The following is a 16,816-nucleotide window of genomic DNA, read 5'->3' as shown; positions in this document are numbered from 1 at the left end:
GTGACTGCGGGCACCTCGTGTCCGCAAAATGCCCCAATTGCCCGGGAGAACGCGGGAATGCGTCGGTTTGCGCGGTATCAATCCGGCGAAATACGCTCTAGACTTGCTGAAACGGTTGAAATCGCGCGCCGCATTCTGCATGTGACAGGTGAGCGCGGCATGAGACCGCATGTCCGGGCCGGGTTCCGCAACGGAGCCAGGGCACACGGGCGAGAACACGAGGCATGAGAGTGACCCAAGCACCCGCCACCCCCCTGCTCGACAAGGTTCGCATTCCCGCGGACCTGAAGGCCGTGGACGACCGTGACCTGCCGCAGCTTGCCAGCGAACTGCGCGCCGAAATGGTCGATGCCGTCTCGCGCACCGGTGGACATCTGGGTGCTGGCCTTGGCGTGGTGGAGCTGACCATCGCCATCCACAAGGTCTTCGACACGCCGAAGGACCGGCTGATCTTCGACGTCGGCCACCAGTGCTATCCGCACAAGATCCTTACCGGCCGGCGCGAGCGCATCCGCACGCTGCGCCAGGAGGACGGCCTGTCCGGCTTCACCCGACGCGCAGAGAGCGAATACGACCCCTTCGGCGCGGCGCATTCCTCGACGTCGATTTCCGCCGGCCTCGGCATGGCCGTCGCGGCCGACCTTTCCGTCGAGCACCGCAACGTTATCGCCGTCATCGGCGACGGCGCGATGTCCGCCGGCATGGCCTATGAAGCGCTGAACAATGCCGGTGCGCTCGATGCCCGCCTCATCGTCATCCTCAACGACAACGACATGTCGATCGCCCCGCCCACCGGCGCGATGAGCGCCTATCTCGCACGCCTCGCCTCCGGGCGCACCTATATGGGCTTCCGCGATCTCGGCAAGAAACTGACGGCCTATCTCGGCAAGAAGGTCGACCGGGCGATCACCCGCGCCGTGGAGCACGCGCGCGGTTATGTCACCGGCGGCACGCTGTTCGAGGAGATGGGCTTCTACCATATCGGCCCGATCGACGGCCATTCCTTCGAGCATCTTCTGCCCGTGCTGCGCAATGTGCGCGACAATTCCAAGGGCCCGGTGCTGATCCACGTCGTTACCCAGAAGGGCAAGGGCTATCCGCCGGCGGAAGCTGCCGCCGACAAGTATCACGGCGTCAACACCTTCGACGTCATCACCGGCACGCAGGCGAAGGCAAAGCCGAACGCCCCCGCCTATACCTCCGTCTTCGCCGAGGCGCTGGTGCAGGAGGCGGGCTTCGACGAGAAGATCCTCGCCATCACCGCCGCCATGCCGTCCGGCACCGGGCTCGACAAGTTCGCCAAGGCCTATCCGGCCCGCATCTTCGATGTCGGCATTGCCGAGCAGCATGCCGTGACCTTTGCGGCCGGCCTTGCCTCCGAAGGCTACAAGCCGTTCTGCGCGCTCTATTCCACCTTCCTGCAGCGCGGCTACGACCAGGTGGTGCATGACGTCGCCATCCAGGGCCTGCCCGTGCGCTTCCCGATCGACCGCGCCGGTTTCGTCGGCGCCGACGGGCCGACCCATGCCGGCTCGTTCGACACGACCTATCTCGCCACCCTGCCCGGCTTCGTGGTGATGGCAGCCGCCGACGAGGCGGAACTGAAGCATATGGTGCGCACCGCCGCCGCCTATGACGAGGGCCCGCTCTCCTTCCGCTATCCGCGCGGCGAGGGCGTCGGCGTCGACATGCCTGTTCGCGGCGAGATCCTTCAGATCGGCAAGGGCCGCGTCGTCAAGCAGGGCTCCAAGGTGGCTCTCCTCTCCTTCGGCACGCGACTGGCCGACTGTTTGCTCGCCGCCGAGGACCTCGATGCGGCCGGCCTGTCCACGACGGTCGCCGATGCGCGCTTCGCCAAGCCGCTCGACCACGACCTGATCCGCCAGCTTGCCCGCCACCACGAGGTGCTGATCACCATCGAGGAAGGCGCCATCGGCGGTTTCGGCAGCCATGTGCTGCAGTTCCTGGCGCTCGAAGGCCTGCTCGACCACGGCCTGAAGGTGCGCCCGATGGTGCTGCCGGATATCTGGATGGAACAGGCCAAGCCCGAGGCGATGTATGCCAAGGCGGGCCTCGACCGTGCCGGCATCGTCTCCACGGTCTTCCAGGCCCTCGGCCAGAAGGCTGTCGGCGTGGGCGTCGCCGGCTGATCTCCGCGGCGTTTCCGCTGTTTCCGGCAGCGCAAAACGCTCTCCCTCACTGTTTTAAAGAAAGTGCGGCGCAATCTGCGTCGCGCGTTTGCGGGGATTGCCCTATTGGCTGCCCAGGATGCGGTCCGCCGCAGCCTGAAGGGCCTTGGCGTCGATGTCCATCGCCCGCAAGGCACGGGCCGCAACGCCATGCGGCATGGCGGCAACGATCGCAACGACATGGGCGCCAAGCAGTGGGTTGTGGCTGCCCCGCCCTTCCGCCAGCGTCTGCATGACCGCCTTGCCGGAGGGTGCAGCGTCGAAGACGGCACGCTGCGCGGGTGCCGGCTCCGGTTCCGTCAGACCCGCGGCAAGCCCGGCGGGAAGCCCCAGCATTTTCAGCGCATCCGCATATTGGCGCGCGATGGCGGGACGAAACGCATCGGGATCGGCGCCGATCGCCTCGAAGGCGCGGCGGGCGGTGCCATCCGGCAGATCGAGCGCCGCGAGCAGGAAATGCTCCGCGCCGGGCTCCTTCTGCTGGTCCTGCCTTGCATGCTGTTCCGCCTGTTCACAAAGGGCCTTGATCGTGCCCATGCTTTGAAAGCGTTCCTTGATCCGGTCGAACACAAAACCTCCTATGCGGGATCGTCGCCCGCGGCGATATCCGAAAGCCGCTTGTGGGCGGCCTGTTTGGTGACGCCGAGCGCCTGCGCGATCCGCGCCCACGACCAGCCCTGCTTCAAGGCCGATCGCACCGCCCGCCGCTCCAGCCCGTCCGCGAGGCGACGAAGCGCAATCACCGCCGCAAAGGCGTTTTCCGGATCTTCGGGATCGGGCAGCTTTTCGAGATCGACCATATGTCAACTTTAGTTGACGATTCGACATCCGTCAACCAAGGTTGACGCAGGAGATGCCGGCTATGTGCGGCTTGGCTTCAGGAGCAGGATACCGGCCCCCGTTTCCGGCATTGCCTCCACCATCTTTCAGACCCTCCGCCGGACGGCTGTCAGGGTGGGCGCCGCGAATAGTCGCATCTCCGCCCTCAGTCTCCCGCTGAAAACAAAACGCCCCGGCGGATGGGCCGGGGCGCTTTCCTGTCGTTCAGGTGGAGATCAGAATTCCGTCCATTCCTGCGCGAGGGCCGTGTTGCCGCGGGAGACCGCCACCGGCCAGTGACCTGGGCGCGCGGCCGTCTCCATCGTGCGGTGCATGGCCCGGAGTTCGCGCGCCGCGCCAGGCAGGACGAAGCGAGAAATCTGATCGCGCAGGCGCACCGCCTCGTTGGCAAGCGATGCGCTGGCAGCATTCGCCTCCTCGACCATGGCGGCATTGCGCTGCGTGACCTGGTCCATCTGGTTGACGGCCGTGTTCACCTCGCTGAGGCCGACGGACTGCTCGCGGGCGGAAATCGCAATGGCATCCATGTGCTGGTTGATGGTGGCGACATGCATGCCGATCGCCTCCAGCGAAGCACCCGTATCCTGTACCAACCGCACGCCGCCCTGCACTTCGGCGGCCGAATTGCGGATCAGCTCCTTGATCTCGCGTGCTGCCTGCGCCGAGCGCTGTGCAAGTTCCCGCACCTCCTGCGCCACGACGGCGAAACCCTTACCGGCCTCGCCCGCGCGCGCCGCCTCGACACCCGCATTGAGGGCGAGCAGGTTGGTCTGGAAGGCGATCTCGTCGATGACACCGAGAATGTTGGAAATCCTGCTGGACGACGTCTCGATGCGCTTCATCGCCTCGACCGCGCCGGCAACGATCTCGCCGGATTTCAGAGCGCTGCGGTTCGCTTCGCTGGCGACGCTGCGCGCCTCTTCCGCCCGCTTCGTCGAACTCGCCACATTGGCCGTGATCTCGTCGAGTGCCGCGGCCGTTTCCTCCAGCGAGGCGGCCTGTTGCTCCGTACGCTTGGAGAGATCGTCGGCGCTCTCGCTGATCTCGCGCGAACCGTCGTCGATGGAGGTGCTGGAGAGCGCGACGGAGCCGAGCGTTTCGCCAAGCTGTGCGACGGCCGAGTTCAGGTCATGGCGCAGCTGTTCGAAATCGGGCGCGAAGGGTTCGGTCAGCTGGAAGCTGAGATCGCCGGACGCAAGGCGGCGCAGGCCGCCGGCAAGCCCCGAGGTGGCCTGCTGCAGACGCGCCTGCGCCGAAGCTTCGGCCTCGTCCTGCAGGCGGACACGCTCGGCCTCGGCACGAGAACGGTTCTCCGCGGCTTCCGCTTCCAGACGGCGATTGGCGATGGCCGCCTGACGGAAAACCTCGACCGCGCTGGCCATCTGGCCGATTTCATCCCGGCGGCTGGCGAAAGGGATGGCCGAGGCGGTGTCACCGCCGGCAAGTTGCGTCATCGCCTTTGTGGTGGCGACGATCGGGCGGGAAATCGAACGGCCGATGAGAAGGACCGTGGCGGCGATCGCCGCGATGGCCGCAAGGATCGCGGCGATCGCGATCCTGTGCGCCATCTCCAGGGCGCTTGCGCTTTCCGACTCGGCCTTCGCCTTGTCCGAGGCGATGGCGGCCGATACCCGGTCGAAGAACGGCTCGACGGCGGCAAAGGCCCCGGAGACACCGGCGCTGGCTGCAGCCTCGGTCTCGGCAATCGCCGCATAGTCCTCGAAAGCCTTGCCGTAGGTGTCCAGCGCCTTGAGGATGGTCGCCTGGTTTGCGGCACCACCGAACCTGTCCACCGGCGCGCTGGCAAAAGCCGCGCGCTCCTCGGCATGCCTGGCGACGTACTTCGCGTCGCGGCGCATGATGAAGTCCTTCTCGTGGCGGCGCATCATCAGCATGCTGACCTGGAGGCCCTTGTCGTCGACGGTCTTCAGCAGCTCCTCGATCGAATGCACGGCCGACCGCATGGCGCCTTCCCGCCCGGACGACGGATCAAGCCCGAGCGCAATGCTCGCATCGGCGAGCGTTGCGAAACTCTTGCGGTAGGCCGCATACCCTTCCGAGATCGCCTGGAGGTCAGCACGGGTCGCCGGCGCTTCGATGAGGCCGTCGAGCGTGGCAAGCGTCTTCTCCGCCCGCGCGGAAATCTCCTTGTGGGCGGCGGTGTATTTCTCGTCCCGTCGCAGCAGGAAATCCTTCTCCGCCCGCCGGTTCTGCAGGAACTCGGTCTCCAGCACCAGCAGCTGCGCGTCGGCGCTGCGATGGCGCTCGACGGTAACGCGGTAGTCGTCGGAGATGCGCTTTTCGACTTCGAAAATGCCGACGATGAGAAGGATGCCCGCGACAGCAATCGGCGCCATCAGGCCGATGCGGTGTGACAGACGAAAGGTCATGCATGCTCCTTGCGCCCGCACCGGGCGGGCCGCTCGTTCATGGGATTTTGTGGATGCCCCCTGCTCGGGAGTCATAGGGCAAAGCGCCGTCGTCATGCCGGCTTATGCTTAACAAATGCTAATTGTCATAATTTAAGGAGCGATGAATATAGCTCAACAGTTTTAGGGTTTTCATCTGTTCCAGCGAGCCTTGCCGGGCGCAACACACCGTATGGGGCTTGCCACCCGGGGCGTGAGGCGTCATGAGAGGCGATGTCCCAAACTACAGAAACCATCCGCCTCGACCAGCTCCTGCTGAATGCCGGCCTTGTCGCCAGCCGCTCGCGGGCGCGCGACGCCATCACGCGCGGCACCGTGCGCGTCAACGGCCGCGTCGTCACCAAGCCGAGTTCGAGCTTTTCCCCCTCCGTCACCATCGAGATCGACGATCCCGCCCAGGCCTATGTCTCGCGCGCGGCGCTGAAACTGAAGGCCGCGCTGGAGACCTTCGGGTTCGATCCCGCGGGCCTTGACTGCCTCGACATCGGCGCCTCCACCGGCGGCTTCACCGAGATCCTGCTGGAGCGCGGCGCAAGCCACGTCGTCGCGGTCGACGTAGGCCACGACCAGCTTCACCCGCGGCTCATGGCGGATGCCCGCGTCACCAGCCACGAGGGCCTCAACGCCCGCGTGCTCGACGCGGACCATCTCGACGATCGTACCATCGGCGGCGTCGTCTCCGACGTTTCCTTCATCTCGCTGAAACTGGCGCTGCCGCCGGCCCTCTCGCTCGCCGAGCCCGGCGCCTTCTGCGTGCTGCTCGTCAAGCCGCAGTTCGAGGCTGGGCGCGAGGCGATCAGCAAGGCGGGCCTGCTGAAAGACCCGGACAGCGCGCCGGCTGTTGCGGCCGAACTGGAGCGCTGGCTCGTCGAGGACATGGGCTGGCAGAGCCTCGGCCTCATTCCCTCACCGATCGCCGGCGGCGACGGAAATGTGGAGTTTCTTCTGGGAGGCCGCAAGCCATGACGACGGAAACGCTCACCATCGCCCGGCTCGGCAGCGGCGGCGACGGCATTGCGGAGGCAGCCGGTGGCCCGGTCTACGTGCCCTTCACCCTGCCGGGCGAGACGGTCGCCGTCGCGCGCGTCAAGAACCACGGCACGGTCATGTCCATGTCGGTCGCCTCGCCCGAGCGGGTGGAACCGGCCTGCGCACATTTCGGCCCCGACGGCAAGAACGGCACCTGCGGCGGCTGCACGCTGCAACACGCCTCCGATGCGCTCTACCACGACTTCAAGCGCGACCTCGTCGTTCATGCTTTGAAGAGCAAGGGCCTGACGTCCGAGGTCGCCCCGCTCGTCATCGCCCGGCCGGGTGAACGCCGCCGCGTCGTCTTCACCGCACGCCGGACGGAAAAGGAGATGCTGCTCGGCTTCAACCAGGCCGGCAGCCACCACATCGTCTCCATCGACCACTGTCCGATTTCGAGCGACGGCATCATGTCCATGCTGGAGGCGATCCGCCGGGTGGCCGCCGCCATCGCCACCTCGGCCGAGCCCTTCCGCGTAACCGTGCTCGAAACCCTTTCCGGCCTCGACCTTGCCTTCGAGGGCGTGAAGAAGGTGGGCGACAAGGAGCGGCGCGCCGTTACCCAATGCGTCCTGTCACTGCGCGGCATTGCCCGGGTTTCCAGCGACGGCGAAATCCTCATCGAGCCGCAGAAGCCGGTGATCGATTTCTCCGGCGTGCGCGTCTTCCCGCCCGCCGGCGGCTTCACCCAGGCGACGAAACCGGCCGAGGACGCCATGGCCGAGCTGGTGCTGGACGCGCTCGGCAAGGCCAAGCGCGTCGCCGATCTCTTCGCCGGCTCCGGCACCTTCGCGCTGCGTATCGCCCGGCAGGCCAAGGTGCATGCGGTGGAAGGCGAGGAAAAGGCGCTGAAGGCGCTCGACCAGGCCGCACGCAACACGCAGGGCCTGAAGCCGGTGACGGTGGAGCGGCGCGATCTCTTCCGCCGCCCGCTGATGGCCTCCGAGCTGAAGGTGTTCGACGCCGTGGTCTTCGATCCGCCGCGCGCCGGGGCGGAGGACCAGTGCAAGGAGCTTGCCCGCTCCGGCGTCAAGACCATTGTCGCCGTCTCGTGCAATCCCGTGAGCCTTGCCCGCGACCTCGCGATCCTCACCGCCGCCGGCTACCGCATCCGCCTCGTGACACCGATCGACCAGTTCCTCTGGTCGGCCCATGTCGAGGCGGTGGCGGTGCTGGAGAAGTAGGCCTCGTTCAATCGACCTGCGTGGCGAACACCCCGCCATCGTCCGCGTCCAGCACGATGGAGAGGGAAACGTGGCGCGGGCGCGTGACGGCGAAGAGCACGGCTTCGACCACATCCCGCGTGGTGCCGCGCGCGCCCTTCGCCCGCTCGGCCACCGCAGCCCATTCCGGCGAACCCGGCTGAACGTCATCGAGATAGGGCGGGTGCACCACGATGGAGCGCAGGGGCGTTCCCGCCAGCATCTGCTGCAGCCCCTCCGCGATGGCAGCCTGGGCACGCTTTGCGGCGTAGAAGGGCACGGACACATCCCGCATGAGCGCATTCGGCAAGCCGCTGATCGAGCCGATCGTCACGATGTCCGGATGGCTGGACTGCCGCAGCAGCGGCAAGAGGCCCTGCGTGAACAGAAACGTACCGGTAACGGCGGAATTGACGGTGCTCAGCACGTCTTCCGCCCTGTGCGGCTCGTCGCTCGCCCCCAGCCACATCGCGCCGTTGTTCACGAGGAGATCGACACCACGCTGCAACCGGTTGATCGCCTCGACGCCGCGCTGCACGCTTTCGCTGCTGGCAAGGTCGACCTCGATGCAGGTCGGACGGGCGCCCGTTGCCTGCCAGACGGTCTCCGCGACGCGCTCAACCGCCGCCAGGGTGCGACCGCACAGGATGAGCTCGCACCCCGCTTGCGCAAGGGACATTGCAAGCGCCGCTCCCAAGCCGCGGCCCGCGCCGGTGATGACGGCCGTACGTCCCTGTAATTCAACCATTTTCTGCCTCTGCTATCTGAACTGCGTTCGGGTCGCCTATAGATGGAGCGCCATCGGCCGCACGGCAAGAAGTGGCCAGAAAAGAGAAAGGCCCGGGATCGCTCCCGGGCCTTTCCATGGTTCCCTATGCCTCAAGCCGCGCGGCGTGCCGGTGTTGCGGCGTAGCCGGCACCGCCCGAGCCAAGCTTGAACTGGGCGAGCAGCGCGGAGAGTGCGGCTGCCTCGCCGGCAAGGCCGTGGCTGGCGGCGGTCTGCTCCTCCACCATGGCGGCATTCTGCTGCGTGCCCTGGTCCATCGTGTTGACCGCAGTGTTGATCTCCTGCAGGCCCGTCGACTGTTCGCGCGCGGCAAGCACGATGGCGTTCACATGGCCGTTGATCTCCTGCACCTCGCGCACGATGGCTTCCAGTGCGGCGCCCGTCTCGTCGACAAGGGAAACGCCGGAGCGGACCTGCTCGCCGGAGGCGGTGATTAGCGCCTTGATCTCCTTGGCCGCGTTGGCCGAGCGCTGGGCAAGCTCACGCACCTCCTGTGCGACGACGGCAAAGCCCTTGCCCGCCTCGCCTGCCCGGGCCGCTTCCACGCCGGCATTGAGCGCGAGAAGGTTGGTCTGGAAGGCGATGTCGTCGATGACGCCGATGATGTTGGAAATCTCGTGCGAGGACTTTTCGATGCCCTGCATGGCCGAGACGGCGCGGCGGACGACATCGCCCGACTTCTCCGCGCCCTGACGGGTGCGCGAGACGAGCGAGCCGACTTCTTCCGCGCGGCGCGTGGAATCCTTCACCGTCGTGGTGATCTCTTCCAGTGCGGCGGCGGTTTCCTCCACGGAGGCGGCCTGCTGTTCGGTGCGCCGGGCGAGATCGTCGGCGGCCGAGCGGATTTCCGTGGCGCCGGCATCGATGGCGCGGGCGTTCTGGCCGACCGTCGTCATTGCCGTGTGGAGCTTGGTGAGCGAGTGGTTGAAGTCGGTGCGCAGGCGATCGAGATGGCCGACGAAGGGCTTTTCGATACGGTGGGCAAGATCGCCCTCGGCAAGACGGCCGAGGCCGTCCGCAAGCGCCTCGACGGCGTGCTGGATCTCGCCGGCTTCGCGCGCCTTGACGGCTTCGCGCTCGCGGCGCTCGCTTTCGGAGAGCACGCGGCCTTCTTCCGCAGCGTTTTCAAGACGGGTGCGCTCGATGGCATTGTCGCGGAAGACCGCGACGGCAGCAGCCATGCGGCCGATCTCGTCGGTGCGGTTCTCACCGGGAATATCCGTGCGGACGTCACCCGCGGCGAGCTTGTCCATGGCCGATGTCATATCCTTGACCGGGCGCACGACGAGGCGGGAGAGCACGGTGGCAAGGAAGCCCATCATGACGACGACGGCAAGGATCGTGGCGATCGTCGCGGCGATGCGGAACTGGTCGATCGCCGCATAGGCCATGCCGCTGTCGATGGTGAAACCGAGATACCATTCGACCGACGGCAGACCGGTGACCGGCACGAAGGAGACGAGCACCGGCTTGCCGGCATAGGTCGTGTGCGTGATGCCGCCGCCGATGGCCGGCGTTGTCTCGGGGAAAGCATCGGTGAGCGTCTTGGTGACGAGCGCCTTGTCCTGGTGCACGAGGATCTGGCCGTTCTTGCTGACGAGGAAGGCGAAGCCCGTGCCGCCGAGATCGACCGAATTGACCATGTCGACGAGGGACTTCAGCGAGAAGTCGCTGCCGGCGACGCCCAGCAGCTTGCCGTCGTGCTTGACGGGTGTCGCGGCGCTGATGATCAGGTCGTTGGTGGAAGCGTCGATATAGGGCTCGGTCAGCACGCTGCCGTTTGCCTTGACGGCATCCTGATACCACGGGCGCTTGCGCGGATCGTACCCCTCGGGCATCTCCGATTTCGGCCACTGGGTGAAGAGGCCCGTCTCGTCGCCGACATAGGTGGTCATGAACTGGCTGACGAGAACGTCATTCTGCAACACGGCTTCGATGCCCGTCGCATCCACGGCCTTGCCGGCGGCATTGCCGGCCATCTCGGTCAGCGAGACGCGGGCATTCAGCCAGTTGGCGATGCTCTGGGCGGCCTGCTTGCCGGAACTGTCGATGCTTTCCTCGACGGAATTCGTCAGGACGCTGCGCTGCAGGCTGTCGATATAGAGGGAAAAGCCGGTGAAGGCGGCAACGACGACGAGGGACGCGACAACGAGAATGCGCGTCATCAGATTGGAGCGCTTGGCCATGGGCGATGTTCTCTGGGGCGCCGCGCCGGAAACGGCGGGGACGCGATGCTGAACGGCATGCCGAAAGGCGAAAAATCGGGCGCATCATGCGGCCGCCGGCTGGACGCCGGAGAATGCCGCACAATAGGAAAACGTGTTTAAGGCACCGTTAAAATTGACAGACCACAAATGGGGTGTAACCGGTGCCTGCGGAACGGGGTGCGGAAAATCGACCGGATCGGGAGGCGCCGAAAGGCGCTCCAACCCACCAATCTGCCGGTTTTCCCGGCGGAAGAGCGGTTCCCGCTTTCAGGACCGGTTCTAGCGACGGGCCATGAAGGCTTCGAAGGCGGCGCGAGCTTCCGGGCTCTTCAACTGCGCCGCGAAATGTTCGGCCTCCTCGTCGATCCGCCGTGCCACATCCGCGCCGTCGCCCCGGATAAGGGTGCGGGCGATGGCGAGCGCCCTCGGCGGCTTGGCGGCAAGACGCACGGCGGCGGCGAGCGTGTCGCGCTCCACCGCGGCGGGCTCGACGACGGCATAGACGAGGCCCGCCTCCCGCGCTGCGGTGGCGGAGAAGCCCTCCCCCGCAGCCAGCAGCGCGAAGGCCCGCTGGTGGCCCATCAGGCGGGGGGCGAGAAGGCTGGACGCCGCCTCCGGCACCAGCGCCAGGTCGACGAAGGGCGTGCGGAACTCCGTGCGGATCGAGGCATAGGTGAGGTCGCAGTGCAGATGGATCGTCGTACCGATGCCGATCGCCAGACCGTCGACGCCGGAGACCAGCGGCTTGCCGTGCGCAGCGAGCGCATGGAGAAAATCGACCACCTCGCGCCCCATCGTGCCGCCCATTGCGAAGGCGAGGAAATCGTTGAGATCGTTGCCGGCGGAAAAGCAGCCTTCCGAGCCGAGGAAGACGGTGGCGCGCACGCTGTCATCCGCATCGCCGGCCTTCAGCGCGTCGGTCATCGCCTGGTACATGGCGCGGGTGATGGCGTTCTTCTTGTCGGGGCGGTTGAGGCGGATCACCTGGACGCCCGGCGCGTTTTCCGGGTGCTCGATCAGGATGTGGTCGGTCATGGGTATCGGTTTCCTTCGCCGGATGGCAATCGTACGGGGCCGGCCCCCTCTGCCGTAGTCCTATCGGTTCGATCGCGGCATCCTATCCCAGCACCACACGTGCGGCTTCAAGGCTCCCGGCACCGGAGATCACCCGGTCGCGCAGCGCCGCCGTCTCGCCGATGATGTTTTCCGCGGCGAAGCGGCACAGGGCGGCCCGTTCGCCGTTGCGACCGTCACCGCCATCGGCAAGCGCGCCCTTGGCGAGATAGGCCCCCGTCAGCACCAGGCCGAAGAGGCGCTGGTAGGGCGTGGCACCGGCAAGCGCTTCGGCCTGCCTGCCCGCGGCGAGCGTGGCGAGCAACCATTCGGTGGCGGCTTCGAGATCAGCGATGGCAATATCGAGGCGCTCGCCGGTTTCGCCGAGATCCGGCGTATTTGCCGTGCCCGCACGAAGACGGGCCTTTTCGGCGATCTCGCGCAGTTCGCCGACAAAACCCCGCACATGGCCACCATCCGACAGCGGCAGCTTGCGCGTGACGAGGTCGATGGCCTGAATGCCGTTGGTGCCCTCGTAGATCGGCGCGATGCGGGCATCGCGATAGAGGCGGGCGGCGCCCGTCTCCTCGATGAAGCCCATGCCGCCATGCACCTGAACGCCGAGCGAGGCGACGTCGACGCCGGCATCGGTGGCGAAACTCTTGGCGATGGGGGTGAGCAGGCTGGCGCGCTCGGCCCAGTGCCGTGCCTCCGCGCCATGACTCATATCCACCGCGTGGGCGCAGGCATAGGTGATGGCGCGGGCGCCCTGGGTCAGCACCTTCATGGTCAGGAGCATGCGGGCGACATCTGGATGCTCGATGATCGGACTCATGCCCGAACCCTGGTCGCCACCGTGCCAGCCCGGCGCCTTGCCCTGCGTGCGCTCCTTCGCATAGGCGATCGCCTTCTGCATCGCGGCCTCCGCGATCGCCACGCCCTGCATGCCGACAGCGAGGCGTGCGTTGTTCATCATGGTGAACATACAGGCGAGACCCCGGTTCTCCTCGCCAACCAGCCAGCCGATGGCGCCCGGCTCGTCACCGAAGCGGCCGTCGCCGTAGATCATCGTGCAGGTGGGCGACGCATGGATGCCGAGCTTGTGCTCGATGGAATGGCAATAGGCATCGTTGCGGGCGCCGAGCGATCCATCCACGCCGACCAGGAACTTCGGCACGAGGAAGAGCGAAATGCCGCGCGTGCCGGCCGGCGCATCCGGCAGACGGGCAAGCACCAGATGCACGATGTTGTCGGTGAAATCATGCTCGCCATAGGTGATGAAGATCTTCTGGCCGAAGAGGCGATAGGTGCCGTCGTCACGGCGTTCCGCGCGGGTCTTCATCACGCCGAGATCCGAGCCGGCATGGGGCTCGGTGAGGTTCATCGAGCCCATCCATTCGCCCGACACCATCTTCGGCAGATAGGTGGATTTCAGGTGGTCCGAGCCGTGCGCCGTCAGCGCCTCGATGGCGCCGATCGTCAGCGTCGGGCCGATCGCAAAGGCCATGGAGCCGCTGTTCCACATTTCGAGCGCGGCGACGTGCAGCATGTGCGGCAGGCCCTGCCCGCCGAAATCGGGCGAAGCCGTCAGCGAGTTCCAGCCGCCTTCCGCCCAGGCCTTGTAGAGCGCCGGCCAGCCGTCGGGCATCGTCACCGCGCCATCGGCGAGGCGGGCACCCTGTCTGTCGCCGATCTCGGCAAGCGGCGCCACGGCTTCCGTGGCGAACCGGCCGGCTTCGGAGAGGATGGCATCGACGAGGTCGTCCGAGAGATCGCCGAGATGGCCGCCTTCGAGCGCGGGCGCAAGGCCCGCCACATGCTTCAGCGTGAACGCAATCTCCTCGACCGGCGCCTTGTACATCTCTATCCTCCTCCGGCCGCCTGCCCGCTTCGGCGGGGCGATCCGCTGGCGCACAGATTATTGATTTTTACGTAAACGTCAACTTGCGATGAGGCCCCAGAAACGGAAACGGGCCGGCCGGTCTCAACGACCGGTCAGCCCGTTCCAGGAGCCGGGGGACCGCCGGCTCGGAGAGGATTGCCCTATCAGCTATAGGGCGAGATGCACTGGCGGCGCGGACCGTTGTAGGGCTGGAACGTGTTGTCGTAGGCCCTGTACGAACGATAGCGGTTTGCGCACCAGTTCACATGCGAACCACCACCGCCGACATAGGTCCGGTCGTTGGCAATCGCGCCGCCGATGATGGTGCCGATGCCGAAGGCGGCAAGCGGGAACCAGTAACCGTCATAATAACGATAGCCCGGGCGCTGGTAGCGGTAGCCGCGATGGCCGCGGTACCAGCCGTAGCGGTCACCGCGGTCACGCCAGCCCACATCCCGGTCGCGATAACGGTAGTCGGGACCACGGTAGCGGCGGATATCGCGCCAGCCCCGATCGTCGTTCCAGCTGCGCCCGCGGCGCCAGCCGTCGTCGCCCCGCCCGCGGTCAGCGCGCCAGCCACGATCGGAATTCCGGCGCACCCAGATACGGCGGTCATGGTCGCGAACGAGCTGCACATCGTTGCCGCCGGCCGCGGTCGTCTGCACCTTCGGAACCCCAAGCGGCATGGCGCTGGCCGGCACGACCGGGGTGGCGGCAAAGAGCGCCGACATGGCGACCGCCAGGCATTTGTTGAGAAATCTCATGACACTTCTCCCTGAGAGGGCCTTTCGACTGTTGCTCGAACGGCAATTTGAACGCGAAACGCACCAAAGTCCCTTTCGTTCCATATGCGATCTTCTCGCGCGCGATTCAATGTTCAACGCCGGGTTTTGTGCATGTTAGCCATCCGTTAACCATGTTTCGCGCACCATGCGCACTTGCGCCGGCGCGATATCGAACAGGAGCGTCCATGAACCCGAAGCATCTTTCCGGCCTGGCCGCCCTTCTCCTGCTGGCCGCCCTGCCCTTTTCAGCAAGCGCCGCGAACGTCGAACCGTGGAAGAAGCCGGAAAACGCCATCGTCATCGATGCCTATGAGCTGAACGAGATCGACTGGTCGGAGATGCTGTCCGACACGCGCATTGCCGGCTTCATCTCCAAGGCGTCCGACGGCCTGCCGGAAAGCTTCAGCTGCAAGGGCGAGCACAGCGGCGACACGGTGGCGCATTGCAAGACCATGTGGCGCAAATATGCGGTGAGCCGCGAACTCTACGAGACCCGCCGGCTGCTCGCCCGCTCGAAAGGGCTGCTCTGGGGCGCCTATCACCTCGCCCGGCCGGGCAATCCGATCGATCAGGCCAACCATTTCCTCGACTATGCCAATCCCCAGGACGACGAGATGATGGTGCTCGATATCGAAGGCATCGATCCCGACAACTACATGTCGCTGGAGGATGCGCAGGTCTTTGCCGGACACATCAAGACGCGCACGGGCCGCTATCCCGTGCTCTACACCAACCATTCGACCGCCCGGTTCATCGCCCTCAACCGTGACAGGTATCGCATCCTCTCGCGCCTGCCGCTCTGGTATGCCCGCTACAAGCCGGGCATCGAGGACGCCTTCCCGATGGGCAACTGGGACAATTACGCGCTCTGGCAGTTCTCCGCCGGCGTCAACTGCTCGAAACGGCGCTGCCCCTACCGGGTGAAGGGCGCGCTGACCGATATCGACGTCAACGTCGCACCGATGACCAAGGCGGCGCTCGGCAGGGCCTGGGCCTTCGGCGAACTCCTGCCGGAAAAGCCCTTCGAGCCCGTCGACACCATGCTCACCGCCTCCATCCCGTCGGGCGGCAGCTTCAAGGCAACGGTAAGGGCCGAGGCCGAAGCCGGCACCGGCGCACAGACGGCCGGCGCCGTCACGCTCGCCTCGGGCGCGACAGCATCCTTCCCCGTCGCCGTGACGGCCGAAGTCCGCGCCGGCATCATGGCCAAGGGCACCGCGACCACCACGGTCGGCCGCCGCCTGGTCGAGGTGACGCCGCTGAACTATCAGGATTTCTGAAACGCTTGCGGCGGGCGCAGGCCCGCCCCTACGCCTCGATCTGCACGTCGCCGACCGGTCGCGAGCAGCAGGCAAGGATGTAGCCTTCCTCGATCTCGTCGTCGAGGATGCCGCCGTTGTGGCGCATGTCCACCTCGCCAGAGAGCTTCATCACCCGGCAGGTGCCGCACAGGCCGCCTTCGCAGGCCGCGCCGATGCGCACGCCGGCCGCCCGGGCGGTCTGGAGGATCGTCTGGCCGGGCGGGCATTTCGCATCCTTGCCGGCCATGGTGAAGGTGACGGTCGCAACGGCATTGGCATCGACGTCGTGCTCACCGGCGCCGGCGCGGATGGCGATCTCCTCCGGGGCAGGCGCTGCGGCCGGCTGGAAGCTCTCCTCGTGGTAGCGCTCCATGTTGAAGCCGCAAACCTTGAGAAGGTCTCTGACGCCGCGCATGAAAGGTTCCGGGCCGCAGCAGAAGACGGTGCGCTCGCGAAAATCCGGCGCGAGCAGCGAGAGACGGGCGGCATCGATGCGGCCGCGCAATCCGTGCCAGCCGTCGCGCGGATTGTGCCCCTCGACGACGAAGCCGAGCGTCAGGTTCGGCATCTGCGCGGCAAGACATTCAAGCTCCGCCTTGAACAGCAGATCCTCCGGCTTGCGCGCGCAGGTGACGAAGGCGACGTCGGACTGCGGCGCGCAATCCGACATCCAGCGCGTCATCGACATCATCGGCGTGACGCCGGAGCCGGCCGAGATGAAGAGATACTTTTCGGCGGGATAGCGCACGAGGGAGAAGTCGCCGAGCGGGCCGAAGGCCTTCAGCTTCATGCCGGGCTTCAGGTTGTCGAACATCCAGCGCGTGCCGATCGAGCTCTTCTGCGCCTTCACCGTCACGGAAACGGAGAAGGGCCGCGAGGGCGTCGAGGAGAGCGTATAGGTGCGCAGGACGGGATCGTCCTGCGCAACCGGAATTTCCAGCGTGACGAACTGGCCGGGCAGGTATCGGAACCAGTTGTCGCGGTCGGACCGGAAGGTGAAGGTCATCACGTCTGATGTCTCCACCGTTACGGCAATGCATTCCAGCATGTGCTGGCGATCGTTCCACGGATGAAGCTCGTCGAAATGGCGGAAATGGCTTGCGATCGTCATG

Annotated in this window: 13 protein-coding genes; 4 read left to right on the top strand and 9 right to left on the bottom strand. The window is 66.3% G+C overall.

Annotated elements, in window-relative coordinates; genetic code table 11:
* The first annotated feature begins 230 nt into the window (after window positions 1–230).
* Window positions 231–2,150, top strand: coding sequence for a 1-deoxy-D-xylulose-5-phosphate synthase (dxs, locus tag AKG11_RS07430; protein ID WP_050743582.1), 1,920 nt, complete (start codon window positions 231–233; stop codon window positions 2,148–2,150).
* Window positions 2,151–2,252: 102 nt separating this feature from the next.
* On the opposite strand, the gene AKG11_RS07425 is transcribed toward dxs, so the two are convergent.
* The 3 genes from AKG11_RS07425 to AKG11_RS07415 form a co-directional block, all read right to left on the bottom strand.
* Window positions 2,253–2,759 carry a Clp protease N-terminal domain-containing protein gene (locus AKG11_RS07425; RefSeq protein WP_050743448.1) on the bottom strand — a complete coding sequence of 169 codons (507 nt, stop codon included), beginning with the start codon at window positions 2,757–2,759 and terminating at the stop codon, window positions 2,253–2,255.
* Between the two features lie 8 nt (window positions 2,760–2,767).
* A complete protein-coding gene (locus tag AKG11_RS07420) occupies window positions 2,768–2,989 on the bottom strand; it encodes a hypothetical protein (RefSeq protein WP_050743447.1) in 222 nt (73 codons plus the stop codon).
* A 255-nt stretch (window positions 2,990–3,244) separates the two neighbouring features.
* Window positions 3,245–5,419, bottom strand: a complete 2,175-nt coding sequence (locus AKG11_RS07415; RefSeq protein ID WP_245290166.1) for a methyl-accepting chemotaxis protein — start codon at window positions 5,417–5,419, stop codon at window positions 3,245–3,247.
* 252 nt (window positions 5,420–5,671) lie between these two features.
* Between AKG11_RS07415 and AKG11_RS07410 the strand changes: the two genes are divergently transcribed.
* A complete protein-coding gene (locus tag AKG11_RS07410) occupies window positions 5,672–6,424 on the top strand; it encodes a TlyA family RNA methyltransferase (protein ID WP_050743446.1) in 753 nt (250 codons plus the stop codon).
* A complete protein-coding gene (locus AKG11_RS07405) occupies window positions 6,421–7,671 on the top strand; it encodes a class I SAM-dependent RNA methyltransferase (protein WP_050743445.1) in 1,251 nt (416 codons plus the stop codon). Before AKG11_RS07410 ends, AKG11_RS07405 begins: the two co-directional genes overlap by 4 nt.
* 7 nt (window positions 7,672–7,678) lie before the next feature.
* Here AKG11_RS07405 and AKG11_RS07400 read toward each other — a convergent pair whose 3' ends face one another.
* The 5 genes from AKG11_RS07400 to AKG11_RS07380 all read right to left on the bottom strand — a co-directional run bounded on the left by AKG11_RS07400 (window position 7,679) and on the right by AKG11_RS07380 (window position 14,382).
* Window positions 7,679–8,437, bottom strand: coding sequence for an SDR family oxidoreductase (locus tag AKG11_RS07400; RefSeq protein WP_050743444.1), 759 nt, complete (start codon window positions 8,435–8,437; stop codon window positions 7,679–7,681).
* 131 nt (window positions 8,438–8,568) lie between these two features.
* Window positions 8,569–10,662, bottom strand: a complete 2,094-nt coding sequence (locus tag AKG11_RS07395) for a methyl-accepting chemotaxis protein McpU (protein ID WP_024271033.1) — start codon at window positions 10,660–10,662, stop codon at window positions 8,569–8,571.
* 300 nt (window positions 10,663–10,962) lie between these two features.
* Entirely contained in the window at window positions 10,963–11,718 is a 756-nt protein-coding gene (locus AKG11_RS07390) for a crotonase/enoyl-CoA hydratase family protein (protein ID WP_050743443.1), read from the bottom strand.
* Window positions 11,719–11,800: 82 nt separating this feature from the next.
* A complete protein-coding gene (locus tag AKG11_RS07385) occupies window positions 11,801–13,597 on the bottom strand; it encodes an acyl-CoA dehydrogenase (protein WP_050743442.1) in 1,797 nt (598 codons plus the stop codon).
* Between the two features lie 185 nt (window positions 13,598–13,782).
* Entirely contained in the window at window positions 13,783–14,382 is a 600-nt protein-coding gene (locus AKG11_RS07380; RefSeq protein WP_023515275.1) for a BA14K family protein, read from the bottom strand.
* 206 nt (window positions 14,383–14,588) lie between these two features.
* Between AKG11_RS07380 and AKG11_RS07375 the strand changes: the two genes are divergently transcribed.
* Window positions 14,589–15,683, top strand: a complete 1,095-nt coding sequence (locus AKG11_RS07375; RefSeq protein ID WP_050743441.1) for a glycoside hydrolase family 25 protein — start codon at window positions 14,589–14,591, stop codon at window positions 15,681–15,683.
* A gap of 28 nt (window positions 15,684–15,711) precedes the next feature.
* On the opposite strand, the gene AKG11_RS07370 is transcribed toward AKG11_RS07375, so the two are convergent.
* Window positions 15,712–16,815 (bottom strand): FAD-binding oxidoreductase, encoded by a 1,104-nt coding sequence (locus tag AKG11_RS07370; protein WP_023515273.1) that lies wholly within the window; start codon window positions 16,813–16,815, stop codon window positions 15,712–15,714.
* Window position 16,816 lies beyond the last annotated feature (1 nt).

This window comes from Shinella sp. SUS2 (assembly GCF_001262505.1).
Lineage (GTDB): Bacteria > Pseudomonadota > Alphaproteobacteria > Rhizobiales > Rhizobiaceae > Shinella.
This window is presented reverse-complemented; position numbering and strand designations above follow the sequence as displayed.